Origin of the sequence: Arthrobacter globiformis NBRC 12137 (genome assembly GCF_000238915.1) — a bacterium.
GTDB lineage: Bacteria > Actinomycetota > Actinomycetes > Actinomycetales > Micrococcaceae > Arthrobacter > Arthrobacter globiformis.
Map to the genome: position 1 here is coordinate 20239 of NZ_BAEG01000092.1, position 24811 is coordinate 45049.

Below are 24811 nucleotides of genomic sequence, written 5' to 3' on the forward strand. Positions count from 1 at the left end.
GAGGTTGTCCTCGCAGTGCCGGTTTGGGATCCCAAATATGACGGTAGGTTGTGCGGGGGCTGATGTCAATGGTTTGGGATCCCAAAACGGGATGAGTGTTGCGGGGGTGGCTCGGCAGGTTTAGACGGGAAGGCGCTTGTTGTAGTTCAGGGTGAGCACGGAGGCGCCCATGATGATGGCGGAGCCCACGAAGTACAGCAGCGCCCAGGTGTAGGAACCGGTGGCGCCCACGATCAGGCCGACGGCAATCGGGGTAACGAACCCGGAGATGTTGCCGCTGAAGTTCATCGCCCCGCCCAGGACGCCGGCGTTGGTGCGGCCGCCCAGGATGGACGGGATGCTCCAGAACAGGCCCACCCAGCGCAGGAAGAACATCACCACGGAGAGCAGTACGACGGCGGTGGTCGGGTCAGCGACGACGGTCACCCCGATGAGGCCGCCCACCACCACGACGCTGGAGATGCCCAGCAGTGTCCGCATAACGCGGTTGGCCGAAGCGCCGGCTGCCCGCCACTTGTCGGCGATGGTGCCGCCCAGGATCTCGCCGACGAAGCCGGCTCCGAAGATCACGAAGGTGGACCAGCCGATGGTTTTCAGGTCGAAGCCCTTGGCCTGGGCGAGGTAGAGCGGCCCCCAGGTGAGCAGGCCGTAGAACACGCCGTTGAAGCCCAGCCAGCCAAAGCACATGGCCCAGAAGGAGCGGAACTTCAGGTAGGGGAGCAGTGCCCGCTTGCCCTTGCTGCCTTCCTTCTCGGCTTCGGCGTCCTCCGCCGCATGCGAGGCTTCGATGTAGTCGGCCTCGGCAGCGTTGACGCCGCGGTGCTGGCGCGGGTTGTCGCGGACGTACCACCAGACGGCCAGGCCCATCAGGACGGTGGCGGCGCCGGCGATGACGAACGAGCTGCGCCAGCTGCCGGTGGCGGCGATGAGGCCGGCGATAAGGATGCCGCCCAGGCCGGCGCCGAGGGGAGCGCCGGCGTCCAGGATGGTGGCACCCCGGCCGCGCTCCGACTTGTGCATCCAGATGGCGTTCAGCTTGCCGCCGGCAGGCATGACGCCCGCTTCGGTGACGCCGATGCCCAGGCGGGCGATGAACATGCTCAGGAATCCGCCGGCCATGCCTGAGGCGGCGGTCGCCGCGCCCCAGCCCACGCAGGAGGCTGTCATGACCTTGCGCGGCCCGAATTTGTCGATCAGCAGGCCCACCGGGATCTGCATCAGGGCGTAGGTCCAGAAGAAGGCCGAGAGCAGGAGGCCCACGAGCTCCGGGGCGAGGTTGAATTCCTTTTGGATGATGGGCAGCGCCACCGAGATGGAGCCGCGGTCGATGTAGTTGACGGCGACGAGGACGAGCAGCAGCAGGAAGAGTCTCCAGCGGACGCTGGTGCGCCGTTGCACGCCGTCCTTGCCGGGCTCGGCGCCGCGGGATTCGGTGGATTGGGCCGGGGTTGTCACTGCTTCAGTATCTGGAAGAGACACAGCTTCTCCTTTGCGGGAAGGGTGCGGACAGGGGGATGGGGGAATGAAGTGGGGGCGGTGCGGCCGCGGTTTGGCGGGAATTCCCGGGCTGGCGGTGTTGGGTCTGGGCCAGCGGGAGAGTCTTGCTGTTTGGGATCCCGTTTTGGGATCCCAAATTCAAGGTAAGGAGTGGCGTGGGACACTGTCAAGGGTTTTCGGAGAAGTAACCCGTGGCCCGCGAAAAAACGAATTGTGACAGCGGCCGAATGGCAAAGCATCGAAAGGGAGTACCGAATGAAGACGGTCCGACTTGGAAACTCCGGGCTGGAAATCAGCGCCGTTGTCCTGGGCATGATGAGCTACGGCGATCCGGCGAAGGGGTCGCACGAGTGGAGCGTGGGGCTCGATGAAGCCAGGCCGTTGGTGCGGCGCGCCTACGAGGCGGGAATCACCACGTTCGATACAGCAAATGTGTACTCGGCCGGCTCGAGCGAGGAGATCACCGGCACCCTGCTCAAGGAACTGGCCCCGCGTGAGGAGGTCCAGATCGCCACCAAGGTCCACGGGCGGATGCGCGGGGCCCGCAACGGGGCCGGACTCAGCCGGGCCGCGATCATGCACGAGATCGACGCATCCCTCACCCGGCTCCGCACCGACTACGTGGACCTGTACCAGATCCACCGGTATGACCCGGTGACGCCCGTCGAGGAGACGATGGAGGCCCTGCATGACGTCGTGAAGGCCGGCAAGGCCCGCTACATCGGGGCGTCGAGCATGTGGGCCTGGCAGTTCGCCCGGATGCAGCACGTGGCGGAACTGCACGGCTGGACGAGGTTCGTGTCCATGCAGGACCAGTACAACCTCCTCGAGCGGGAGGAAGAGCGCGAAATGCACCCGTTCTGCCAGGCAACCGGCGTGGGTGTCATCCCCTGGAGCCCCCTGGCGCGTGGAAACCTGACCCGGCCGTGGGGCGCAGCCGGATCCGGGACCCGGCAGGACACGGACCAGTTCGGCAAGGGCCTGTACAAGCAGGACGAGGACGCGAACAGGGCCATCGTCGACGCAGTCGCCGCCGTGGCGGACGAGCGTGGCGTGCCGATGGCGCAGATCGCCCTGGCCTGGAGCGCGGGCAAGTCCGCCGTCACCGCCCCCATCGTCGGGGCGACGAAGGAACGACATGTCGACGACGCCGCTGCCGCCGTCGGGCTTGACCTGACCGAGTCGGAGGTCCGGCGCCTCGAGGAAAGCTACACGCCCCGCTACCCCTCCGGGTTCTGACCTACCCGCAGAGACTCCCGGTGCGCCAGGATTTCGGCGAGCTCCGCGAGCCGGTGGGCACGGGCCGATTCGGCCGGCGTGAACGGCTCGCCGGGACGGAAAAAGGTGATGGGTCCGTGCCAGGCGGTCGGGATTTTCAGGATGGTCCCGGCGTCGTTCGTTTCACTAAGGTGGCGGGCCGACTCGCTGGCGGGATCAAGGATCCGGGCGGACAGCAGTTCCGCCACGGCCAGCGGAAGTTCCCCCGGCATGGCGGCGATCCGGGCGGCCAGGCTCAGGGCCTTGGTCTGCCCGTCGGCCATGGCCAGGGCGGTGGTGGGCCAGACCTGCGTGCTGCGTCCGCCGCCGTCCGCCAGGGCCTCCAGCAGCTGGCGCTCGCTGACCTCGCCCGGGGCCGACAGGACGAATTCATCCATCACCCCGCCCCGGACCGGATGGACGTGGATGCCCAAAATGTTGGTGTCCAGCAGTGCCAGCGACCTGGTGATCCGCTTAAGGGAACCGGGCTCGTCTCGGAGCACGGTCCGCGCACGCCACAGCGCCGGAGCCGTGCCAAGGCGCCGGCGGTGACGCAGCGCGGGTGCGTGGAGCCACCGCCGCAGAATCCGGGCCGCGGAGGGCTCGGCCACCCAGATCACCAGGACGGTGGCCGTCAGGGTCAGGACCAGCACCTTGGCCAGATAGGGCAGATGCGTCTGGACCACCAGCGCGTGCACCAGCAGTTCGATCGGGAGCATGACGGCGACATTGGCCACCGTGAGGCGCGTCTTGGTGGGCTCGGGCATCTGCCCGCAGACTTCGCAGCTCAGTTCGGCCGCGGCGGGCTTCGGCGTGTGGGGCTTCGGCGCATGGGGCTCCATGGTGCCAGACTGCCCGGCCGCTGTTACGGGGTGATTGCCCCTGCGTTCCGATCCCGCGAAACATCCCCCGGATGCATGGAGTTTTTGTACAGATAATGGCCTCTGGCGGGGCTTTTGCGCCCAATGTCTGGACAAAAACTCGCGGCTCCTGCGGGGCTATGGCCAGCCTCCGGCCCGGTCCCTACACTGAAGGGACCAGCGTGCGGACTCCCGTACAACGGCCTGCTCGCACGGAAGAGTCGACTCGTGGAGAGCACCGCCATGTCCATCAGCACCAGTTCAGGTCATATGCGCCGCCGTGCCGCGGTAGGGTTCCTCGCCCTCGCCGCGCTCCTGGTCCCCGCACCCGTCGCCTCGGCCGGAGAGACCCGGTCCGACGACATTGCCCCGGTGATCCTGCTGGACGGGGCCAAGGGTGCCGAGGGCATCGCGGCCGCCGGCAGCACGAAATTCTACGCGGGTGACCTGGTCACCGGGGACATCTACCGCGGCGACATCCGCAAGGACAAGGCGACCAAGTTCATCGATGCACCCGACGGCAGGATGGCCGTGGGCATGAAGGCGGACCGGCACAACGATCTGCTGTTCGTCGCCGGCGGCCCCACGGGCCGGGCTTACGTGTACGACACCGACACGGGCAAGACGGTCAAGACCTTCCAGCTGACCAGGAAGGAAGCCTTCATCAACGACGTGGCACTCACGGACCATGGCGCCTGGTTTACCAACTCGCGGCAGGCTGAGCTGTACTTCATCCCGGTTGACGACGACGGCGACCTCGGCAAAGTGCGCACGCTGACGCTGAAGGGTCCCGCGGCGGACACCAGCAAGCAGTTCAACCTCAATGGCATCGCCTATTCACGCGACGCCCGCCGGCTCGTAGTGGCGCACACGGGCAATCAGGAGCTGTACACCGTCAGCCCGCGGACCGGTGCCAGCACCGAGATCACCGGCGTGACGGTCCCCAACGTCGACGGCGTCCTGGTCAAGGGCGACACCGTCTGGGCAGTGCAGAACTTCTCCAACCAGATCAGCCGGCTGCGGGTGAACTTCCACGAATCGACGGCAAAGCTGCGCGAAGTCATCACCAGCCCGGACTTCAACATCCCGACGACGGCCGCTCTGTTCGATGACACCCTCGCCGCCGTCAATGCCAAGTTTGGCGTGCCGAACGCCAAGACCTTCGAAGTGGTCACGGTGGACGCACGCACCAACGCCACGAAGTAAAGAGACGGCTGAGGAGACGAACGCAACAGGGCAGCAGGCGGCCTCCGCGGGGAAGGCGGAGGCCGCCCCCGTTAAACTGGGAAGCGGACGCCAGCGCCGCCGTCGTCAGTTCCAAACTGCAACGAAAGGCGCGATTCCCCCGTGAAGCTGCTGGCCGAGATGTTCACCCTTGCCCCGGCAAACAAGGACCATCACGTCGCCATGCGGTGCGCCGTGGGCGTGTTCGTGCCGCTGATCACCCTGGTGCTGCTGGGCCGGCTGGACCTGGCGATCTTTGCGTCCTTCGGCGCGTTCACCGGCATCTACGGCCGCGGCGAGCTGCACCGCAAGCGGTTCTTCATCCAGGTCCGGGCGGGTGCGCTCATGCTCCTGGTGATCCTTCTGGCCACGCTGACCGCCCGCATCGTGCACAACGGCGGACTGTCCCAGGAGGCGGGCATCTGGCTCCAGGTCCTGGCCACCACGCTGGTGGCCGGCGCCTGCTCACTGGTGATCGCCTGGTGGCGGCACCGGCCGGCCGGCTCACTGTTCCACATCTTCGCCTTCGCGGCGATCGCGTCCATCCCCAGCCAGCCGCCGCTGTGGGAGTGCCTGCTGGTGTCCGTCGCGACCACGCTTTTCTGCCTGGCCGTTGGGCTGTCCTCCCGGGTGCTGCGGAGCCGCCGGACGCCGTGGGAGATGCCTCCGCCCGTCCGGCTCACCGCCGAGGAGAAGCGTGCGGCCGGGCTTGAGGCGGTGGGCTACCTGGCGGCCGCGGGGCTTGCAGGAACCCTCGCCACCCTCATTGGCCAGCTGCTCGGCTTCGGGCACAACTACTGGGCCATGGTGGCGGCAGTCGTTCCGCTGGTGGGACGCACCACGCGGCACCGCATTGCCCGCGGCATCCAGAGGATTATCGGCACCGTGCTGGGCCTCATCCTGCTGGCGGGCATCCTGCTGCTGCAGCCCGTGCCGTGGCAGACGGTCCTGGTGATCGCCATCTGCCAGTTCGGCGCCGAGCTCTTCATTGCCCGGAACTATGTGCTGGCCCAGGTCTTCGTGACACCGCTGGCACTGACGTCCACGCTGCTGGTCTCGCCTGCCGCACCCGGCATCCTGCTCCGGGACCGGATCGTGGAGACGGTGATCGGCGCCGCCGTCGGAATCGCCGTGGTGCTGGCCCCCGCCCTGTGGTCCCGGCTTTCCCGGCGGACCTCGGCCGGGGCGGCCACGCGCTGAAGCGCGCGGCCCCTGGTCATTCAGCTACCAGGAGCGCCTGGGGCGCGGCCTGCTTCATCCTGGTCTGCAGCCACCGGATCTGCAGCTCCGAGTCGTCCTCACATTGCTCCACGACGCCTTGGAGTTCCTTGTCCCGGCCACCCTTGGCTGCCTGCCCCACCATCATCCAGGTGACGTCGATGTGGTTGACCAGCACATACAGGTCCTGCAGGTCCAGCATCAAAGCCAGCGGACCGGAGCGGACTTCCTTCACGCCGTTGGCCGTCAGCCGGCGCTCTTCCTCGCCCTCGACGTCTTCGCCGTAGCGGCCGATGACCGGCTTCAGTGCCTCCCGGTGTGCATCGCACTTCTTGGCGAACGTCTGCAGGATGAAGTGCACGTCGGGTTCGTCGCCGTGGCCGTCGGCCACAACCCGGAACGAGGACGCCAGCGTGGCTTCCGCCTCGTCCAGCAGTCCAATGTAGACAGGGAGTTTCATCGCTGGGCTCCTGTTGCGCGGCGGGATGCGGTGGTGTCCGGAGCCTTCGACGGGCCGTCGCCGCTGCGCAGTTTTTCCACCCGGACGGCGGCGTTCTTGAACAGCGGCTGCTTGGACACCGGGTCCCATTCGGTGACGGTGAGTTCGTTCGCGGCACGGTGCCTGCCGCCGTCGGGCGTGTCCCAGTAGCCATAGTGGAACGGCGCGAAGACGGTGCCAGGCCGGATGTCCCCGACCCGCACCGGAACTTCCAGGCTGCCGCGGCGGGACGTCACCCGGGCGATGTCCCCCTCCTGGCAGCCGGCGCGTGCGGCGTCCTCCACAGACATCTCCATCCACGGTTCGGGTGCGGCGCCGTTGAGGCGGCGGCTGCGGCCGGTCTTGGTGCGGGTGTGGAAGTGGTACGCCGTCCGGCCGGTGGTGTAGCGCAGCGGGTACTCGGCGTCGGGTTCCTCGTGCGGCGGGGTGTAGTCGAGGGCCTTGAGCCAGGCCTTCCCGGGTTCGACGGTTGCCTTGTACTGGGTTTCGCCCGTCGTGGCGCCGGTGAGGATGTCGTGCCCGAAGGACTCGCAGTACTCCGGCGCGGTGGGGAACCGGGCATCGGTGTACAGCCGCTCGGTGCCGGCGGGCTGCTCCGCCGTGCAGGGCCACTGGATGCCGCTGCTGCCCCGGAGCTTGTCGTAGCTGAGCCCCGTGTAGTCGCAGGGGCGGCCGCGCGAGCATTCCTTCCACGCCTCGAAGCCGTCCTCGGGGCCGGACCAGTCCAGCAGCGGCTGCCCGTCCTTGTCCTTGAACCCCATCCGGCGGGCATAGTCGAGGAAGACGTCGAGGTCGCTCCGTGCCTCGCCCGGCGGATCGACGGCCTTCTCGGACAGGTGGACGGTCCGGTCAGCGTTCGTGAAGGTACCGGTCTTCTCGCCCCACGCAGCGCAGGGGAGCACGACGTCCGCATACTGCGCCGTTTCGGTGAGGTAGATGTCCTGCACCACGAGGAACAGGCTGTCCCTGCCCAGGATGTGCCGGATCCGCTCCAGCTGCGGCATGGACACGGCCGGGTTCGTGGCGGAAATCCACAGCAGCCCGATGGAGCCCTGTTCGACGTAGCGGAAGATCTGCAGGGCGTGCGTCGGCGGGGCCCAGTCCGGAATGATCCCGGGGTCAACGTTCCACAGCCGGGCCAGGTCCCTCACGTGCTGCGGGTTCTCCCAGTTGCGGAAGCCCGGAAGGTCGCCGTCGGCCCCGCATTCCCTGTTGTTCTGGGCAGTGGGCTGCCCGTTCATCTGCAGCAGGCCGCAGCCAGGCTTGCCCAGCATGCCGCGGAGCAGGTGGAGGTTGTTGACCTGGCACGCGGACGCGGTGGCGTGGGCCGACTGGTAGAAGCCCTGCAGGACGGTGGAAAGCACCCTGCTTTCGGTGCCGAAGATCTCCGCCGCACGCCGCACGTCGGCAGCCTCCACGCCGCAGGTTTCGGCCACTTTCTCCGGGGTCCAGGGCTCCACCACGCTGCGCAGCCGGTCCACGTTGGCGGTGTGCTCCGCGATGTAGGCTTCGTCGATCCAGCCGTTGGCGAAGAGTTCGCGGACCAGCCCGTTCATCAACGCCAGGTTGGTGCCCGGATGAACCGCCAGGTGCACGTCGGCACGGCGGGCCACCTCGGTGTCGCGCGGGTCGACACACACGAGCTTTGGCGGGTTGGGCCCGTCCAGCCGGTCCAGCACGCGGGACCACAGCACCGTCTGCGTCTCGGCCATGTTGTGGCCGTACAGGAACACGGCGCTGCACTCATCGACGTCCGCATAGCTGCCGGGCTGGCCGTCGGCGCCGAAGGATTCCTTCAGTGCCGCGGCGGCCGTGGCCGTGCACAGCCTCGTGTTGCCGTCCATGTGCGGCGTGCCGATCCCGGCCTTGCCGAGCATGCCCAGCGCGTAATACTCCTCCAGGAACAGCTGCCCGCTGGTGTAGAAACCGTGGCTGAGCGGGCCCTTGCTGGCCAAAAGTTCCCTGCTCCGCGCCACGATGCGGCCCATGGCGGTGTCCCAGTCCGTCTCCACCAGCTCGCCGTCCACCCTGACCAGCGGGCGGGTCAGGCGGTCCCGGTGATCCTCGCCCTGCCAGCTGCCGTAGAGGCCCTTGGGTCCCAGCCGGCCGCGGTTCACCCGGTCCTCCCTGCGGCCGCGGATGCCCACCATTTTGCCGTCCTTGACGGCGATGTCGCAGCCGCAGCCGTTGCTGCACAGGACGCACGCCGACTGCACCCAGCGGTCGACGTCGCCGTCGGTGAGCCCCTCGGCCAGGACCTGGTCCACGCGTTCGGGCCACGCCTGGCCGCTTCCGTGGGGCGTCCGCTCACCCCAGATGTCTGCGATCCGGTCCGTCATGGGGGTCAGCCTCCAGGATGGTAAGTGAACTTACTGTCCCTAGGTTACCCGCCGCCGTCGCTGGCGGAAGCGGCTGGCCCATGGGTGTCCGACGGCGGCCCCGGCCCGGTGCCGCGGCGACCGGCCCGCCCCGGGCCGCTCGTGGGCTGAGGGCCGGTTCCGTCTAGGAACGCCCGACGTCGGACGGCTGGCCGGGTGCCGGCGCGATGGCATGGGGGACGGTCACCAAGGCCAGCAGACCCAGCACCGCGGCGCCGGCGAAGACGTAGAAGCCCCACGGGTAGGCGATGCCGGCGGCCACGAGCGTTCCGGTAACGGCCGGTCCCATGATGGCGCCGAGCCGCCCGACGCCCGCGGCAAAGCCCAGGGCCGTGCCGCGGAGCCGGGCCGGGAAGAGCTGGCTGACCCAGGCGTAGACGAGGACCTGGGAGCTGAACACGAAGACGCCGGTCACGAACACGGCAGCGTTGAGCAGCAGTTCGCTTTGGACCTTGATGCTGAGGGCGGCCAGGAAGAGGGCGGATAGGCCGAACCAGAGGAGCACGATCTTCTTGGTGCCGTGCTTGTCGGCCAGGATGCCGGCCACGATCAGGCCCACCACGGCGCCCACGTTAAGCACCAGGAGCAGCACCAGGCCCGTGCTGACTGTGTAGCCGGCGGAGGACATGAGTTGCGGCAGCCAGGTATTCAGGCCGTAGACCAGCAGGAGCCCCATGAATGATGCGACCGCAATTCCCAGCGCAACCAGCGGATACGGCTTGCGCGTGAGGTCCCGGAAGCTGGCCCGCTCGCCGGCCTGGTCGGCCAGCAACGACGCCGGCGCAGCCTCGGGCTCGGCCGCCGGCACGGCGATGGGCCGGTGCGTCCGGGCGGGGCCGGCGCGGCGGGCTTCTGGGGCGGGACTTTCGGCGCGGTTGGCCTCGGCATCGTTGATTGCCGCTGGCTCCGCGTGGACGGGCGGCAGGGTTTCCGGCAGCCGGAACCACAGGAACGGCACCAGCACGAACCCGGCAAGGCCTCCGACGACGAACATGATGCGCCAGTCAGGCACCACCAGGATGGCCAGGAACGCTGTGGCCACGGCGCCAACGTGATAACCGGTCATGGTCCGGGTCGTGGACTTGCCGGCGGTGCCGGCGGGGGCGTAATCGTTCATGTAGGCCAGGGCAGCGGGCAGGCAGGCTCCGAGTCCCACGCCCGCGAGGAGCCGGAAGATGCCGAACATGGCAACGTTGGGGGCAAAGACGACGGCTATGGTGAAGAGCGAGAACCAGGCCACGCAGGCAACCAGGAGCCGTCGGCGGCCGAAGCGGTCCGAGAGAGGCGCGATGAAGAGCGCCCCGATGCCAACGCCCACCAGCGAGATGGTGGCCGCGTAGGTGGCCCCGATGGCGTCGAAGCCCAGGTCCTGGGTCTTGATCAGGGTGGGAATCACGGTGCCCAGCACCACCAGGTCGAAGCCGTCCAGCACCATGGCCAGCCAGCAGAGCCAGACGGGCCACTGGGAGCGGCGGGCAACAGGGAGCGTTGACATGGGAACCTCATCGTTCGGGTAGAAGCGTCACATTCGACATGAGAGTTGTATCACCGCCGGGTGTAATCTGGGACAACTCAAACCATTCAATGGAAGCGAAAACGCGGTGGCCAATTCAGTCTCGGGGGACTCGGTGGTGGACCGCGTTGTGCGCGTCATTGCGGCGTTCCCGGCCGGCGTTACCGTCCTGCAGCTGTCCGAGCTGGCCGAGCGGGCGGACCTTCCGCTCACCACCGCCCACCGCCTGGTGCGGCAGCTGGCCACGCACGGCCTGCTCGAAACCAGCCCCGGCGGCTCCGTGCGGCTGGGCCTGAGGCTGTGGGAGCTGGTGAACCGTAATTCGCCGACGCTGGCCCTGCGCCAGGCAGCCATGCCCTTCATGGAGGACATCCAGCACGTCCTGAACCAGAACGTGAATCTCGCGGTGCTCGACGGATGGGAAGCGCTTTTTGTTGAGCGGCTGTCCCGCCGCGGATCCGTGGCCAACCGCGCCCAGATCGCGGGCCGGATGGCAGTCCATGTGTCGTCGGCCGGGCTGGCGCTGATGTCGCACCAGCCAAAGCACGCCCAGGCCGAATACCTGGACCAGTTCGCGGACCCTGCCGGAAAGGTCAGCCGCGACGAAGTGCGCGCCGTGCTGGCCGAGGCTGCCAACCAGGGGTATGCCGAACTGGCCGGTGTGATCGATCCCGACACCTGGGGAATAGCTGTCCCCGTACTGGACGGCCAGAAGCGCGCGGTGGCAGCGATCGGCGTCGTGGTTCCGCTGCGGGAGATGCGCATGCAGGCGCTGGTGCCGGCGCTTCAGACGGCGGCGCGTGGCATCGCGCGGCGGCTCGCTGAGGGCGCCGGCTGATTCTTGCACGGGCGCACGCTTCCATTCAGCGGAATCGTTGTAACGCCGACCACACTCCCCGGCGCACACTGTTAGCCAGCAAACACCTTCCGCCCGGACTCCCGGGCCACGCAACGGAGCGAGGAACACCATGGCACGACAGATCATCACCACCCAGGTGGCCATTCTGGGCGCGGGCCCTGCGGGACTCATGCTGTCCCACCTGCTGGCCAAGGCCGGAATTGAATCCACCGTGATCGAAATCCGCAGCCGCCAGGAAATTTCCGAGACGGTCCGCGCCGGCATCCTGGAGCACGGCACGGTCAATATGCTCGTGGAGGGCGGCGTGTCCGACCGCGTGCTGCGGGAAGGAGACCGGCACGACGGCATTGAGCTGCGGTTCAACGGCGAAAGCCACCGCATCGACTTCAAGGAACTCGTGGGCGAGTCCGTCTGGCTCTACCCGCAGACCGACGTCTTCATGGACCTCGCCGCCCGCCGGGAAGCCGACGGCGGTGACGTGCGCTACAGCGTTACCGACACGACCATCCACGACATCGAGGACAAGCCCAAGGTCTGGTTCACCGATGCCGACGGTATTGAGTTCGAGCTGCAGGCCGACTTCATCGCCGGTGCCGACGGCTCGCGCAGCCACTGCCGTTTCCAGATCCCTGAGGCGCACCGCAAATGGTACTTCCACGAGTACCCCTTCGCGTGGTTCGGCATCCTTGCCGAGGCGCCGCGCAGTTCCGACGAGCTGATCTACGCCAACTCCGAGAACGGCTTTGCCCTTATCAGCCAGCGCACCGAGACCGTGCAGTGGATGTACTTCCAGTGCGACCCCAAGGAGAACGTGGCCGACTGGAACGATGAGCGGATCTGGGCGGAGTTCCGCAGCCGGGTCAACGGCAACGGCTTCGAGCTGAAGGAAGGCCCGGTCATCGACAAGATGGTCCTGCCGTTCCGCAGCTTCGTGCACACTCCCATGCGGCACGGGAAGCTGTTTCTCGCCGGCGACGCCGCGCACACCGTGCCGCCGACGGGCGCCAAGGGCCTGAATCTGGCGATCCACGACGTGAAGGTGCTGTTCGAGGGGCTGGACAGCTACTACAACAGCGGCTCCACGGCCCTGCTGGACTCGTACAGCGACCGCGCCCTGGACCGAGTGTGGAAGGCCCAGCAGTTCTCCTACTGGATGACCACCATGCTGCACACCCCTGCGGATGCCGGCGACTTCGCCCGGGCCCGCCAGTTGGGCGAGTTGAAATCCGTGGTGTCCTCGCGGCACGGCCAGGCGTACCTTGCCGAGGCCTACACCGGCTGGCCGTCGGCCTACATCCCCGTGCCGCCCGCGCCGGGCGGACCGCCACACCCGGCGTCCCGCCGTCGGGCTTAAGATCGGGTCCATGGAAGCCATAACCATCATCGGCGGCGGCATCGCCGGCCTCGCGCTCGGGGCCGGCCTGGACCCGGAGCGCTTCGACGTGACCATCCACGAGCAGCGGCCCGGTGTGCCGGCGGTGGAGACGTCGCTGGCCATGTGGCCGGAGGCGCAGGCGGCCCTGGCGGTCCTGGGAGTCCTGCCGCAGATCAGGGAGGCGGGCGCGACCCTCGGCGGGATGGCCTTGCGTGACGCCACGGGCACAGCCCTGATGGCACCCGAGGTGCGCGGGGTCCTGGGCGTCTCCCGGGCGGACCTTATCCGGATTCTCGACGGCGCCGTGCCCGCATCCGTGCGCCGCGTTGAGGGCAGGGTTGACCGCATCCCCGCTACCGGACCGCTGGCGTCAGGCCTGCTGGTGGGGGCCGACGGCGTCCACAGCGTGGTCCGCCGCTGCTTCTGGGGTGCCAGATCGCAGGCAAGGCTGACGCCGTACCTCGCCCTGCGCGGCGTCCTTCCCGAGCCCGTCCAGGCCGACGCCGGCGGGGAATACTGGGGACGCGGGCAGCTGTTCGGCATCACGCCTGCGTCCGGCGGCAGGACCTACTGGTACGCCTCGTTCCGCTCAAACCTGGGACCGGCAGGCCTCGATGCGGCCGAAGCGCTGAAGCAGGCAAAGGAGCGTTTCGCCGGAAGCGCGCCGGCCGTCCGGAAAGTGCTGGAGCTGGCCACGCCAGACGCCACGCTGGCGCAGCGGGTCTGGACCACGCCCAACCTCGGCAGCTTTGTGCGGCCGGGCGCCGTGCTGGCGGGTGACGCTGCGCATGGCATGACGCCCAACCTTGGCCGCGGCGCCTGTGAGGCACTCGTGGACGCCGTCACGCTGGCCGAACTCCTCAATGCCCGTCCGCCGGAGGACGCGCTGAAGGCCTACAACCGGCAGCGCACCCTCAAGACCCAGCTGCTGCGGCTGGCCTCCTCCGCCATGGCGGGCGTGGCCCTGACAGAACGGGCACAGCCACTGCGCGACGGGCTCCTGAGGCTGGTTTCCCGTTAGAAGCCGGACGACGGCGGCTCGCTAGTCCTGCTGCAGCGTTTCGGTGAGGTGGTGCGTGGGAATGCGGTCGCGGTCGTAGGTGATTTCCGTGTAGCCGTGCGGCTCCGGCTTGCCGGTGGTGCTGAGGTTGACGAACACTATCTCCTCAATGGTGAGGATGCTCTGCCGCGTGATCATGTTGCGCACCTCGGCGCGCATGGTCAGCGACGTGCGGCCGAAGCGCGTGGCGGTCAGGCCCATCTCGATCAGGTCGCCCTGGACCGCGGAGCTGACGAAGTTGATTTCGGAGATGTACTTGGTGACCGCGCGGCCGTTGCCCAGCTGGAGGATGGCGTAGATCGCGGCTTCCTCGTCGATCCACTTCAGCAGGCTGCCACCGAACAGCGTGCCGTTGGCGTTGAGGTCCTCTGGCCGCACCCACTTGCGGGTGCGGAACGTAATGTCTTTGGTTTCCATAGCGCGAGATTAGCCGACGGCGGCCCGACCCACCTGAGTGTGACGGCCGCCGTCGGACTGTAGGAACGGAGCCGGCTCAGGCCATGGCGGTGTGCGCTGCGCTGTGGGAATTGATGCTCTTGGCGTAGCAGTACGAATGCTCGACGCCGATGTAGGGGCCGAAGTTGGGAACCTGGTCGAAGCCGGAGTTCGCGTAGAAGTTGCGGCCATCGGTCTGCGCGGAGCCCGCTTCCGCCGTGATCCGGGTGATCCCCTGCGCGTAGGCTTCCGCCTCGAGGGCGGCCAGGATGGAGCTGGCCACACCTGATCCCCGGGTGTAGGGGAGAACGTAGAGCCGCTTGATTTCCGCCGTATTGGAGTCGAGCAGCCGCAGGCCGCCGCAGCCCACCGGCTGGCCGGATCCCTTGTCGTAGGCCACGAGGAACACGGCCGTGTCCACTTCGGACGGCTTGGGCCCAGGCTCATGGTCGGCACATCCGAAGCGGGCGTCCAGTTCAGCCTGTTGCGCGGCGCGGAGGTCGGCGCCCACAGGGTTCGACCAGGTGACTTTCCGGATGTTGAGCCTGGGATTGGTCTGCATCTGTGCCTCGATTCGCCGAAGGGTTGTGCGAATTAAGGCTAGAAGCGCACCGTTACCGCGGTGTTTCCTGCCGGTAAGCGCCGTGGGAACACTTGGCGTTGCACTGTTACGGTTGGCACTCTTAAGGCTGGCACCCTTACGGCCGCACCAGCGTCCGCAGGAGCTTCAGGGCTACCGAGATCGAGGCGATGTCCACCTGCCCCGGCTTGGTCACTTCGGCGAACGTGTCCTTGATCCGGGCCAACTGCTCCTGGTGCCCCCGCTCCCACGCCACAATGCGGCCAATCGGGTCGGGGGCAGCCGGGTCGGTGTCCCGGGTGTGCTGCATGACCGAGACCGTCATATCCGCCACGGCGGAATAGACGTCGTCCCGCAGGGCGGCCCGGGCGAGGGCTTCCCACCGGTTCTGCCGGGGCAGGTCGGTGATGCGCAGCAGCAGGCTGGCGGCCCCGATGCGCTGGAACACCGTGTAGTACAAATCTGTGATCGTGGCCAGGGGCTCCCGGACCTGTTCCGATACCAGCGAGATATCCAGCAGTCCGAAGCTCTCCAGCATGTCCGCAGCCCGCTTCCCCAGGTCGTGCGGCAGCCCCACCTGGTCCCAGTGCGCGAGGCGGTCCTGCACGCGGTCCAGGTCCGAGCCGCGAAGGTAGTCCACGGTGCGGGTCCGGAACATCTCCAGCGTTGGCGTGATCCTTGCCAGCGCCTCCGTGACGGGCCGGTCCCGGTGGTCATGGGTCACGTACCAGCGGGTGGCCCGGTCGAGCACCCGGCGCATGTGCAGCGAGACTTCGGCAGCATGCTCGGTGGGGAACCCGGGGGGAAGGGCGGCGATCCGGTCCACGATCCATGGCAGGTCATAAACCTCGCGTGCCACCACGAAGGCCTTCGCGACGGCTGCAGGAGTGGCGGTTGTTTCCTCGATGGCGCGGAAGGCGAAGGTGATGCCGCCCAGATTGATCATGTCGTTGGCCACCACGGTGCAGATGATCTCCCGGCGCAGCGGGTGCGTGTCCAGTTCGGCGCCGAAACGTTCGGACAGCTGGCGCGGGAAGTAGCTGCGGAGTGTGCCGCTGAACCAGGGGTCATCGGCGAGGTCGCTGGCCACGAGGTCCGCGGCCAGCTCGATTTTGGCATAGGCGGCCAGCACGGACAGCTCCGGGGCGGTCAGTCCGTGGCCGGAACGGAGCCGGTCATGGAGCTCCTCGGTGCCTGGCAGTGCCTCGATGTTCCTGTCGAGGTCCGCGGCGGTTTCCAGCCAGTCCATGGCCCGCTCGAAGCCGGGGCTCCAGTTGGACACGAGGTGCCGGTCGTTGAGCAGGAGCACATTCTGATCGGTGTTGTTCTTGAGGACCAGCCGGGCGACTTCATCCGTGAGGGAATGCAGGAAGCCGGTCCGTTCCGCGGCATCCATGCGGCCGGCGGCGATCATCCGGTCCACGAAGATCTTGATGTTGACTTCGTGGTCGGAGCAGTCCACTCCGGCCGAGTTGTCGATAGCGTCGGTGTTGAGCAGGACCCCGCCCAGCGCGGCCTCGATGCGTCCGCGCTGGGTCAGTCCCAGGTTGCCGCCTTCGGCGACCACCCTCGCCCGCAGCTGGGACCCGTCGACCCTGATGGCATCGTTGGCTTTGTCGCCGACGTCGGCGTTTGTTTCCGTCGCGGCCTTCACGTAGGTGCCGATCCCGCCGTTGTACAGGAGGTCCACCGGCGCCCGGAGAATGGCCCGCAGGAGTTCCTGCGGCGCCACCTCGGTGGTGCCGCGCTCCAGCCCCAGGACGCGCCGGACCGGTTCCGTCACCATGATCGACTTTGCCTGCCGGGAGTACACGCCGCCGCCCTCGCTGATGAGTGACGCGTCGTAGTCGGCCCAGGATGAACGGGGCAGCCCGAACAGGCGCCCCCGCTCGGTGAAGGAGGCCGCCGGATCCGGATCCGGATCCAGGAAGATGTGCCGGTGGTCGAAGGCAGCCACCAGGCGGATGTGGCGGGAGAGCAGCATGCCGTTCCCGAAGACGTCGCCGCTCATGTCGCCGATGCCCGCCACGGTGAAGTCCTCGTTCGCGATGTCCAGCCCGAGCTCCCTGAAGTGTTCCTTCACGGACTCCCAGGCACCCCGGGCGGTGATGCCCATCTGCTTGTGGTCGTAACCCACGGAGCCGCCTGAGGCGAAGGCGTCACCCAGCCAGAATCCGTATTCACCGGCGAGGAGGTTCGCAGTATCCGAGAAGGAAGCGGTCCCCTTGTCCGCGGCCACCACCAGATAGCAGTCGTCGCCGTCGTGGCGGACCACATGGTCCGGCGGGACCACGGTTTCCCGGCCACCGGTTTCAGCGCCACCGGTTTTTCCGACGGCGGCCAGGACCAGGTTGTCGGTCAGGTCCAGCAGGCCGCGGATGAAGATCCGGTAGCATTCCTGGCCCTCCGCCAGCCACGCCGCCCGGTCAACGGCCGGGTCCGGCAGCCGCTTGGGGTAGAAACCGCCCTTGGCCCCGGTCGGGACGATGACCGAGTTCTTGACCACTTGTGCCTTCACCAGGCCGAGGATCTCGGTGCGGAAGTCCTCACGCCGGTCGGACCAGCGCAGCCCGCCCCGGGACAGGGCACCGAAACGGAGGTGAACGCCTTCCACCCGCGGCGAATACACCCAAATCTCGTATCTTGGCCGGGGCAGGGGCGAACTGTGGATGGCCGCGGGGTTGAGCTTGATGCTCAGGTACGACATGGCCTGGTAGTAGTTGGTGCGCACGGTCGCCTCCACGAGGTTCATGAAGGTCCGCAGCAGCCGGTCGGCGTCCAGTACGGGGACGTCGTCGATGGCGGCCAGAAGTTCCTGCCGTGCCGCGGCGGTGCTGCGGAGCCGCTCAACGGCGGCCAGCTCCGGATCGAACTTGGCCGCAAACAGCTCCAGCAGGGCACGCGTCGCCCGGACGTTGGCCAGCAGTGTTTCGGCGATGAAGCCGTAGGAATTGGTGGTGCCCAGCTGCTGCAGGTACCTGGCATAGCTGCGCAGGATGACAACCTGCCGCCACGGTACCGCCTCACGGATCACCAGGGCATCAAAACTGTCGGACTCGATGTCTCCCCGCATGGCTGCGGAAAAGGAATCCGCCAGCAGCGCGCCCACCTGGGCGGGGTCGACGCCGTCGGGATACTTCACGCCCAAGTCGTACAGGTGCAGCTCGCGGCCGCCGCGGCGCAGGCCGAAGGGCCGCTGGTCCAGCACCTCGACGCCGAGATTGTGGAAGAACGGCAGGAACGTCGTGAGGCTGCGGGGCCGGGTGAGGTAGAGCCTGATGCGGGAGCTGCCGGCCGTGGCGGGGGAGGCATCAGCGGTGGTGGGACCGGCGGGGGCGGCACCGGCAGGCACGGGCAGGGTGTAGACCGTCAGAGCCGGATCGTCGGGGTCCCGGCCGCCCCGCCCGTCCAGGTCAAACTCCTCGAACCTGCCGATGTCCCGAATGGCATCGTCCGCGCTGTACTCTGCGCGGTAGCTGGGCGGAAAGGCGCCTGACCAGAGTGCCGTGAGCCTGGCCGCCTCGGGGCCGGGAAAGTGGTCCCTGAGTGCTTCGTCGAGGCCCTCGGTCCAGGAGCGCGTGGCCTGCAGCACCCGCTGTTCCAGGGCCGCGGCATCTACGTCCGGTGTGGCGCCGCCGGCCAGCAGGATCCGGAAGAAGACGCGGGCCATGGGGGAATCTCCCAGCCGCACCTCGAACTCCATGTCCCGTGGCCGGAATGTCTGGCGGAGTTCGTGCTCGATCCTGAGCCGGACGGCCGTGTTGTAGCGCCGCCGCGGCAGGAACACCAGGGCATGAACAAAGCCGCCGGGACTGTCCGGGCGCAGGAACAGCCGGGTCCTGCGGCGTTGCTGCAGGTCAAGGATGTCGGCGGCCAGCCGGGTCAGGTCATCAACGCCGATCGAGAAGAGCTCGTCGCGGGGAAAGGACTCAAGGACCGCCAGGACATCCTTGCTCCGTTGCGACCGGGGCGCGGATTCGAGACGCCCCAGGACCGCCACCAGCTTGTCGCGGATCACCGGAATCCGGCGCACCGACTGGCTGGATGCGCCCGGCGTGAAGAGGCCAACGAAGCGCCTCTCACCGGTCACCGCGCCCGCGGCATCGAAAATCGGGAGCCGCAGTTCGTCCAGGTAGGAGGCCCGCAGCACGCTCGAGTGGAGGTCGCACGTGGTCAGGTGGAAGACCTGTCCGTCCCGGGGCCCGTCCCACTGTTCGGTTCCGGCCTGTGCGGTTCCGCCGTCGTTCGCGTTGGCACCGCCCGCCGCCTGACCGCCGTCGTCCGCCTCTCCGGCGCCGTCCGCCTCTCCGGCGCCGTCCGCCTCTCCGGCGCCGTCCGCCAGGGGACGGCGCAGCAGTCCCAGCGCGCTGACGGGCCGTCCCGCTGCCTCCGGCGACGCCGGCAGGCGGCGTTCCGCGTATCCCAGGAATGTGAAGTTGCCTTCGTCCAGCCACCGCAGCAGGTCGCGGACCTGGTCCGGCGGCGGAGCGGATGACGCCGGGAACCTGTCCACCGAGCCGATGGCCGCGATGACCGCTTCCTGTATGGCCGGGGAATCGTCCGCGGCTGCCCGGACGTCGTCCAGCACCCGGTGCAGGTTGGCGGTCAGTCCGTCCACGTTTGATTGCTCCGGAAGCCTGTCGATTTCCACCGCCACCCAGGTCTCGGTGGCTGTCCAGGCGTCGGGCCCGCCGCCCGGTTCGTCGCCCGCGGCCGGGGCCGGCGGCCGCTGTTCATGAGCCGCCCGGGGAACAGCCAGCCCCGACCGCGAAGGTCCGTGCCGCAAGTCCAGCAGCCGATGGGTCCGGGAGTCCCGCCGCACCTCGAACGTTGGGTGCACCAGGAGCCGGATCGCGGCGTCCTCGCGCGTCAGTTCCGCCGTGACCGAGTGGACCAGAAACGGCATGTCGTCCGCGACCACGGCCACGATCGTGGCGTCAAGGTCGTTCAGAACCCCGACGGCGGCGTGCCCCGGGGCGCGTTCCGCCGCGACGGAAAGGTGGTGCATGGCCCGCTGGCGGAGGACGTCGAGGCTGTAGTCCCCGATGTCTTCCCCGGACACGTGCTCGTAGTAATCAGTCAGGAACGATTCGCCGGGCAGGAAGGGGCCATCCTCGCGGTCCCCGCCCCGCGGCACCGTTTCTTGTGCCATGGCAGTGCGCCTCCACCGTGCGGGACACCGCCGCAAGTCGCGGTTGCCGGTCCTGTCCCGACGCCTGCTTTCATGATGGCCGCGTGGGCTGGCGCCCGTCCAGTACGGCGGGGCCAGTACGGCAGGTTGGGTACATGCGGGCCCGCTTGTGGACCAGTCGCTAAGGCCACGGCGGCGGCTGACCTAGCCCGTGGTCTTTCCCATCGGGTCTTCGGCGGCGGGGTCGGCCAGGGCAAGGCCGCCCACCGGGCTGGCGTCCCAGTGGATCAGCTGCCAGCCGGCTTCGGGGTCGCCTTCCAGCGCCACGATGCCGGTGTTGGCGAGGACGTGCCGGGCGGCGAATTCCATGTCGATGTTGTCCGCGCGGCGCGCTGCCCAGACGCGGATCGCGGCGCCGTGGCTCACCAGCGCGACTGCGCCGGCGCCGGCGGCTTCCGCGGCCACCTTGGCGATGGCCGCGTCATAACGCCCGAAGAATTCGTGCCCGTCCGGTCCGGCGGGCATCCGGCGGTCGAAATCGCCGTCGCTCCAGGCGAACACGGTGCTCATGTACCGGCGGTGGGACTCGTGGTCCGTCAGTTTTTCCAGGGCGCCGGCTTCGATCTCGTGGATGCCGTCCAGGATCTCCACATCGAGGCCGAGCTCCCGGCTCAGCGGTTTGGCCGTGATCTGGGTGCGGAGCAATGTGGACGCGTACAGGGCGCTGACCGGCTCGTTCACCAGAGCTCGCGGCAGTGCCTCCGCCTGCCGCTCTCCCAGCTCGGTGAGGCCGGGACCCGGGTGGGCGGTGTCCAGCTGCCCCAGCACGTTCCCGGGAGTTTCGCCGTGGCGGATGAGCAGCAGCCTCATGGTTTCGCGTTCCTTGTCATGGTCGGGAAGGTGGGCCGCACGAGCCGCCTTGGGCGGGGCCGGACGATTCTTTGCGGGGCCGCCGGAAACGGAAGCGGTGCCGGGCAGCAAAGCCCGGCACCGCCGTCGTACTTATTTCAGGTGGTCCACCAGCTGGTCGGCGATGCCGGTGTACTTGCCCGGGGTCAGGGCCAGCAGCCGCGCCTCGGCGTCCGCGGAAAGGCCCAGGCCCTGCACGAATTCCTGCATCCGGGCCGCGTCCACGCGCTGCCCGCGGGTCAGGTCCTTGAGCCGTTCGTAGGGGTTTTCCATGCCTTCGACGCCGGCAATCGCCTCCGCGCGCATCACCATCTGGATGGCTTCGCCCAGGACTTCCCAGTTGGTGTCGAGGTCGCCGGCAAGAACGTCCTCGGCCACATCCAGGCGCTCCAGGCCCTTGGCCACGTTGGAGATGGCCAGCAGGGAGTGGCCGAAGGCCACGCCGATGTTGCGCTGGCTGGAGGAGTCGGTGAGATCGCGCTGCCAGCGGGAGGTGACCAGGGTGGAGCCCAGCACGTCCAGGAGGCCGGAGGAGATCTCCAAGTTGGCCTCTGCGTTCTCGAAGCGGATCGGGTTGACCTTGTGCGGCATGGTGGAGGAACCGGTGGCGCCTGCCACGGGGATCTGCGCGAAGTAGCCGATCGAGATGTAGCTCCAGATGTCCGTGCAGACGTTGTGCAGGATCCGGTTGAAGCGGGCGACGTCGGCGTACAGCTCGGCCTGCCAGTCGTGGCTTTCGATCTGGGTGGTCAGCGGGTTCCAGGTCAGTCCCAGCTTCTCCACGAACGACTTCGCGACCTGCTGCCAGTCCGCGCCCGGGACCGAAGCCACGTGGGCGGCGTAGGTGCCGGTGGCGCCGTTGATCTTGCCGAGGTATTCGGTCCTGGCGATCCGCTCCAGCTGCCGGTTCAGGCGGTGTGCGATGACGGCGAGTTCCTTGCCCAGGGTGGTCGGTGTGGCGGGCTGGCCGTGCGTGCGGGACAGCATCGGAACGGCGCGGTTATCTTCGGCCATCTTGCCGATCTGGGCCACGAGGGCCCGGGCGGCGGGCAGCCACACGTCCTCCACAGCACCCTTCACGCCCAGCGCGTAGGACAGGTTGTTGATGTCCTCGGACGTGCAGCCGAAGTGCACCATGGCGGTCAGGTTCTCGATCCCGATGGCGGGCAGGCGGCGGCCGATGTAGTACTCCACGGCCTTGACGTCGTGGACGGTGACGGCTTCGATTTCGGCCAGCTCGGTGACGGAGGAGGCATCGAATTCGGTGACGATGGCCCGCAGCTGCTGCTGCTGGTCCTCAGTCAGGGGGCCGGCGCCCGGGAGGACGTTGTCCCCTGTCAGGTGGATAAGCCACTCCACCTCGACGGCGACGCGGTCGCGGTTGAGGGCTGCCTCGGACAGGTAGTCAACGAGGGGTGCGACGGCGGACTTGTAGCGGCCGTCCAGCGGGCCGAGCGCGATTTGTTCCCCTGACGCGGCGAGGGCGAGGCGTCCGGAGGGCGTACGGGTGTCAGCTGTGGCGGCAGTTTCAGGCATGACCTGATTCTTTCATGAAGTTCTGTGCCCGCTGAAGCACGGGATTCCGTGTGACTTCCCCTCCACAGCCCCGCCCTTCCGCACTTCTCCACATGGACGACGCCGGCCGTTCCGTCGGCGGCGGCCGGCACCTTAGCGTCGTGGGCAGGAACGGGGGAAAGGGCGGACGCGGAGGGCGCCGGCCCACAGGGGATGGAGGTACCCGCATGAGCGCCAGCACCACAGCGATGAGCGCCGGCGTCACAACGATGAGCGTCAGCATCACGGAGGCCTACGCCGCGGCATGTTCGTCGCGCAGCTTCGAAGTCCAGCTGCTGGCCGGGCGGGTGGAGGCCTGCGCGGAACAGATTGAAGCCGTCCAGGCCAAGCTCGTGCAGCTCCAGCTCATGGCCTGGCGGTCGCCTGCCGGTCTGGCATACCGGTCCAAGCTCCAGGTGCAGGCCGGTGCCGTGGGCGGGGCGCGGGACAAGGTGCTTGATGCGGCACTTGCCCTGCGGCGGCACGCCGTGCACGTCGCCGAGTCCGCCCTCCCCGCTGCCGGAGGCTACTGATGGCCGAAACGACGCCGGACAGCGGCGGACAGCTCCGTCCCGCCGAACCGGCCTCCAACAGTGTCCTCTCCGTGCGCGGCGGATTAGGCGGGATCTCCTTCCAGCTCGAGGAACTGGACGCCGGAGCGCGGGAGCTGGATGCGCTCGCCCGGGATTTGGCGTCCGTGGAACTGGGCGTTTACAGGGTCTGGGAGGCATCGGGAAGCTACCAGCGAGATAATCCGTTTAGCGGCGCCGAGGCCCTGACCGCGGTCTGGGAAGGGCAGCGCTCCGTGGCGGCGGTACGGAAGGAGCTGGAGCGCCTGGCTGGCGGCGTGCGCGCCTGCCAGCTTGAGTACAGCGCCGCCGAGTCGGCAAACCAGCTGGTGATGCAGCTCGGACTGAATGCGTCATGGCTATGGGGGCGGCAGGTGGTGGACTTTGGTCTGTCGGGGGACTGGCGTCCGAATGGGGCGAGCACCGAGGCGATCACCGGGAGCGTCCCCCTCCTGGGCGGCACGATCCTGGCGGCGCTCCTGGGAACGCGGCCAGGCGAGATCGATGCCGCAGCGCGGATGGCCGTGACCTCTGGCGGGCGTGCCAGCGTGCCAGTTATCCTCCGCATGCTGCTGGACCGGGTCAAACCCGAACTGAAGCCGCGGCCGGTCAGGGCTCTGACGCAGGGCTCCGCGGACATTGACCTGGACGCTTCCCCGGCAGGCCTCCTCGCCCGGGCAGGGGAGGTGGCAGACGCCGGCCCGGGCCACATCGAAATCATCCAGACAACCACCGGCGGACGCGATGCGTACATCGTGATCATTCCAGGAACCCAGCCCGGCAACACCGGCGGACCCAACCCCTTCGACGAGGCCGGTGTCGGCGAAGCGCTGGGATATGGGTCCGAGTACACCACCGCGGCAATCCGCGCAGCCCTTCGCCAGGCCGGCGCGGAGGCCGGGGACCAGGTGGTGGCCGTGGGCTACAGCCAGGGCGGCATCCATGCAATGAATTTGAGCCAGCACAAGGCTTTCCTCGCCGAGTACAACCTCAGGTACGTGCTGACTGCAGGATCGCCGGTCGGCGCAATAACTCCAGAACCCGGCGTCAGCAGCCTGCACCTGGAGCACCGGCAGGACTGGGTTCCGGGCAGCGAAGGCCTTCCCAACCCGGACACCAGGGACCGGGTGACAGTAACGCTGAACGGATTGGTCAGGACGCCTGCCGGTGAGGACGCCGGGCTCGGCCCCGGGCACCGGCTCGCCCACTACGAGGCCGGGGCCCGGGCAGTCTCCGCGAGTCCGGATACTTCGCTGGTGGCGTCCACCGCCGCGCTTGCCGGAGTAGTGGGTGCGGGAGGAACGGCCAGGGCCACCCGCTTCCAGCTGGTCCGTGCGCCAAAGCCGCATGCGCCCGCCGTGCAGCCGTCACTGCCCGGCCTGGGCAGGGGAATCCTTCCCCTCGGCGGGGGTGTCAGCCTCGGGGGTTTCAGCGGCGGGGGTGTTAGCGGTGGCGGGCGCCGGGGAGCCGGTCTGCCACCAGCGAAATGACGGTGATGATGATGGCAGCCAGCACGGCGGTCCAGAAGAACGAATCGATGGTGAAGTGCACGGGCGTGTAGCCGCTGATCCAGGAGGTGAGATAGAGCATCGCGGCATTGATCACCACCGTGAACAGCCCCAGCGTCAGGATGGTGATGGGCAGGGAGAGGAAGCTGACCACCGGCCGCACAAACGCATTGACCAGGCCGAAAATCAGCCCGACGAACAGGTACGCGAGGACAATGCCGGCGGCGTCGGTTCCCTGGTTTACCCCGGTCTTGGCTACGGCTTCCGTGGTGGCTGTGGTGGAGATATCCAGGCCGGGCAGAAGCCAGCTGGCAACCCACAGCGCCAGCCCATTAATGATCACGCGCATGATGAAAGACCGCATGCGCCCATGCTTTCACACCGC

The 24811-nt window shown here is 68.1% G+C and carries 19 protein-coding genes; 8 read left to right on the forward strand and 11 right to left on the reverse strand.

Features of this window, described 5'->3' with window-relative positions; genetic code table 11:
- Positions 1 to 120: 120 nt before the first annotated feature.
- On the reverse strand, positions 121 to 1479 hold the full coding sequence (locus ARGLB_RS18960; protein WP_003805617.1) for an MFS transporter: 1359 nt from the start codon (positions 1477 to 1479) through the stop codon (positions 121 to 123).
- 273 nt (positions 1480 to 1752) lie between these two features.
- On the opposite strand from ARGLB_RS18960, the gene ARGLB_RS18965 reads away from it, so the two are divergent.
- Positions 1753 to 2736: an aldo/keto reductase gene (locus tag ARGLB_RS18965; protein WP_003805618.1), complete on the forward strand. Its 984-nt coding sequence runs from the start codon at positions 1753 to 1755 to the stop codon at positions 2734 to 2736.
- On the opposite strand, the gene ARGLB_RS18970 is transcribed toward ARGLB_RS18965, so the two are convergent.
- Positions 2718 to 3596 (reverse strand): ACT domain-containing protein, encoded by an 879-nt coding sequence (locus ARGLB_RS18970; protein WP_003805619.1) that lies wholly within the window; start codon positions 3594 to 3596, stop codon positions 2718 to 2720. The genes ARGLB_RS18965 and ARGLB_RS18970 overlap by 19 nt on opposite strands.
- A gap of 246 nt (positions 3597 to 3842) precedes the next feature.
- On the opposite strand from ARGLB_RS18970, the gene ARGLB_RS18975 reads away from it, so the two are divergent.
- Positions 3843 to 4820, forward strand: a complete 978-nt coding sequence (locus ARGLB_RS18975; protein WP_003805620.1) for an NHL repeat-containing protein — start codon at positions 3843 to 3845, stop codon at positions 4818 to 4820.
- A 141-nt stretch (positions 4821 to 4961) separates the two neighbouring features.
- A complete protein-coding gene (locus tag ARGLB_RS18980; RefSeq protein WP_003805621.1) occupies positions 4962 to 6038 on the forward strand; it encodes an FUSC family protein in 1077 nt (358 codons plus the stop codon).
- A 16-nt stretch (positions 6039 to 6054) separates the two neighbouring features.
- Here the strand turns inward: ARGLB_RS18980 and ARGLB_RS18985 are convergent, their stop codons facing one another.
- From ARGLB_RS18985 to ARGLB_RS18995, 3 genes are all read right to left on the reverse strand, one after another.
- Entirely contained in the window at positions 6055 to 6516 is a 462-nt protein-coding gene (locus ARGLB_RS18985; protein ID WP_003805622.1) for a hypothetical protein, read from the reverse strand.
- The gene (locus ARGLB_RS18990; RefSeq protein ID WP_003805623.1) at positions 6513 to 8894 is read right to left on the reverse strand and encodes a molybdopterin oxidoreductase family protein; all 2382 of its coding nucleotides are present in this window, start codon (positions 8892 to 8894) and stop codon (positions 6513 to 6515) included. The genes ARGLB_RS18985 and ARGLB_RS18990 overlap by 4 nt, the downstream gene beginning before the upstream one ends.
- A 163-nt stretch (positions 8895 to 9057) precedes the next feature.
- Entirely contained in the window at positions 9058 to 10428 is a 1371-nt protein-coding gene (locus tag ARGLB_RS18995; RefSeq protein ID WP_003805624.1) for an MFS transporter, read from the reverse strand.
- 106 nt (positions 10429 to 10534) lie between these two features.
- Between ARGLB_RS18995 and ARGLB_RS19000 the strand changes: the two genes are divergently transcribed.
- The 3 genes from ARGLB_RS19000 (at position 10535) to ARGLB_RS19010 (ending at position 13701) form a co-directional block, all read left to right on the forward strand.
- The gene (locus ARGLB_RS19000) at positions 10535 to 11284 is read left to right on the forward strand and encodes an IclR family transcriptional regulator (protein WP_003805625.1); all 750 of its coding nucleotides are present in this window, start codon (positions 10535 to 10537) and stop codon (positions 11282 to 11284) included.
- A gap of 130 nt (positions 11285 to 11414) precedes the next feature.
- Positions 11415 to 12659, forward strand: a complete 1245-nt coding sequence (locus ARGLB_RS19005; RefSeq protein WP_003805626.1) for a 4-hydroxybenzoate 3-monooxygenase — start codon at positions 11415 to 11417, stop codon at positions 12657 to 12659.
- Between the two features lie 10 nt (positions 12660 to 12669).
- The gene (locus ARGLB_RS19010) at positions 12670 to 13701 is read left to right on the forward strand and encodes an FAD-dependent monooxygenase (protein WP_003805627.1); all 1032 of its coding nucleotides are present in this window, start codon (positions 12670 to 12672) and stop codon (positions 13699 to 13701) included.
- A 21-nt stretch (positions 13702 to 13722) separates the two neighbouring features.
- On the opposite strand, the gene ARGLB_RS19015 is transcribed toward ARGLB_RS19010, so the two are convergent.
- The 5 genes from ARGLB_RS19015 to purB form a co-directional block, all read right to left on the reverse strand.
- Positions 13723 to 14157 (reverse strand): acyl-CoA thioesterase, encoded by a 435-nt coding sequence (locus ARGLB_RS19015; protein WP_003805629.1) that lies wholly within the window; start codon positions 14155 to 14157, stop codon positions 13723 to 13725.
- A gap of 76 nt (positions 14158 to 14233) precedes the next feature.
- Positions 14234 to 14737 carry a GNAT family N-acetyltransferase gene (locus ARGLB_RS19020; RefSeq protein WP_003805631.1) on the reverse strand — a complete coding sequence of 168 codons (504 nt, stop codon included), beginning with the start codon at positions 14735 to 14737 and terminating at the stop codon, positions 14234 to 14236.
- 136 nt (positions 14738 to 14873) lie between these two features.
- Positions 14874 to 19907, reverse strand: a complete 5034-nt coding sequence (locus tag ARGLB_RS19025) for an NAD-glutamate dehydrogenase (RefSeq protein ID WP_003805633.1) — start codon at positions 19905 to 19907, stop codon at positions 14874 to 14876.
- Between the two features lie 183 nt (positions 19908 to 20090).
- Entirely contained in the window at positions 20091 to 20756 is a 666-nt protein-coding gene (locus ARGLB_RS19030) for a histidine phosphatase family protein (RefSeq protein WP_043419833.1), read from the reverse strand.
- A gap of 132 nt (positions 20757 to 20888) precedes the next feature.
- Positions 20889 to 22331 (reverse strand): adenylosuccinate lyase, encoded by a 1443-nt coding sequence (gene purB / locus ARGLB_RS19035; protein WP_003805638.1) that lies wholly within the window; start codon positions 22329 to 22331, stop codon positions 20889 to 20891.
- Positions 22332 to 22537: 206 nt separating this feature from the next.
- Here purB and ARGLB_RS19040 point away from each other — a divergent pair, with 206 nt between their 5' ends.
- Both ARGLB_RS19040 and ARGLB_RS19045 read left to right on the forward strand, forming a co-directional pair.
- A complete protein-coding gene (locus ARGLB_RS19040; RefSeq protein ID WP_003805640.1) occupies positions 22538 to 22882 on the forward strand; it encodes a hypothetical protein in 345 nt (114 codons plus the stop codon).
- Positions 22882 to 24408 carry an alpha/beta hydrolase family protein gene (locus ARGLB_RS19045; protein WP_003805642.1) on the forward strand — a complete coding sequence of 509 codons (1527 nt, stop codon included), beginning with the start codon at positions 22882 to 22884 and terminating at the stop codon, positions 24406 to 24408. The genes ARGLB_RS19040 and ARGLB_RS19045 overlap by 1 nt, the downstream gene beginning before the upstream one ends.
- On the opposite strand, the gene ARGLB_RS19050 is transcribed toward ARGLB_RS19045, so the two are convergent.
- Entirely contained in the window at positions 24362 to 24790 is a 429-nt protein-coding gene (locus tag ARGLB_RS19050; protein WP_003805644.1) for a phage holin family protein, read from the reverse strand. The two genes, ARGLB_RS19045 and ARGLB_RS19050, sit on opposite strands and share 47 nt — an antisense overlap.
- Positions 24791 to 24811 lie beyond the last annotated feature (21 nt).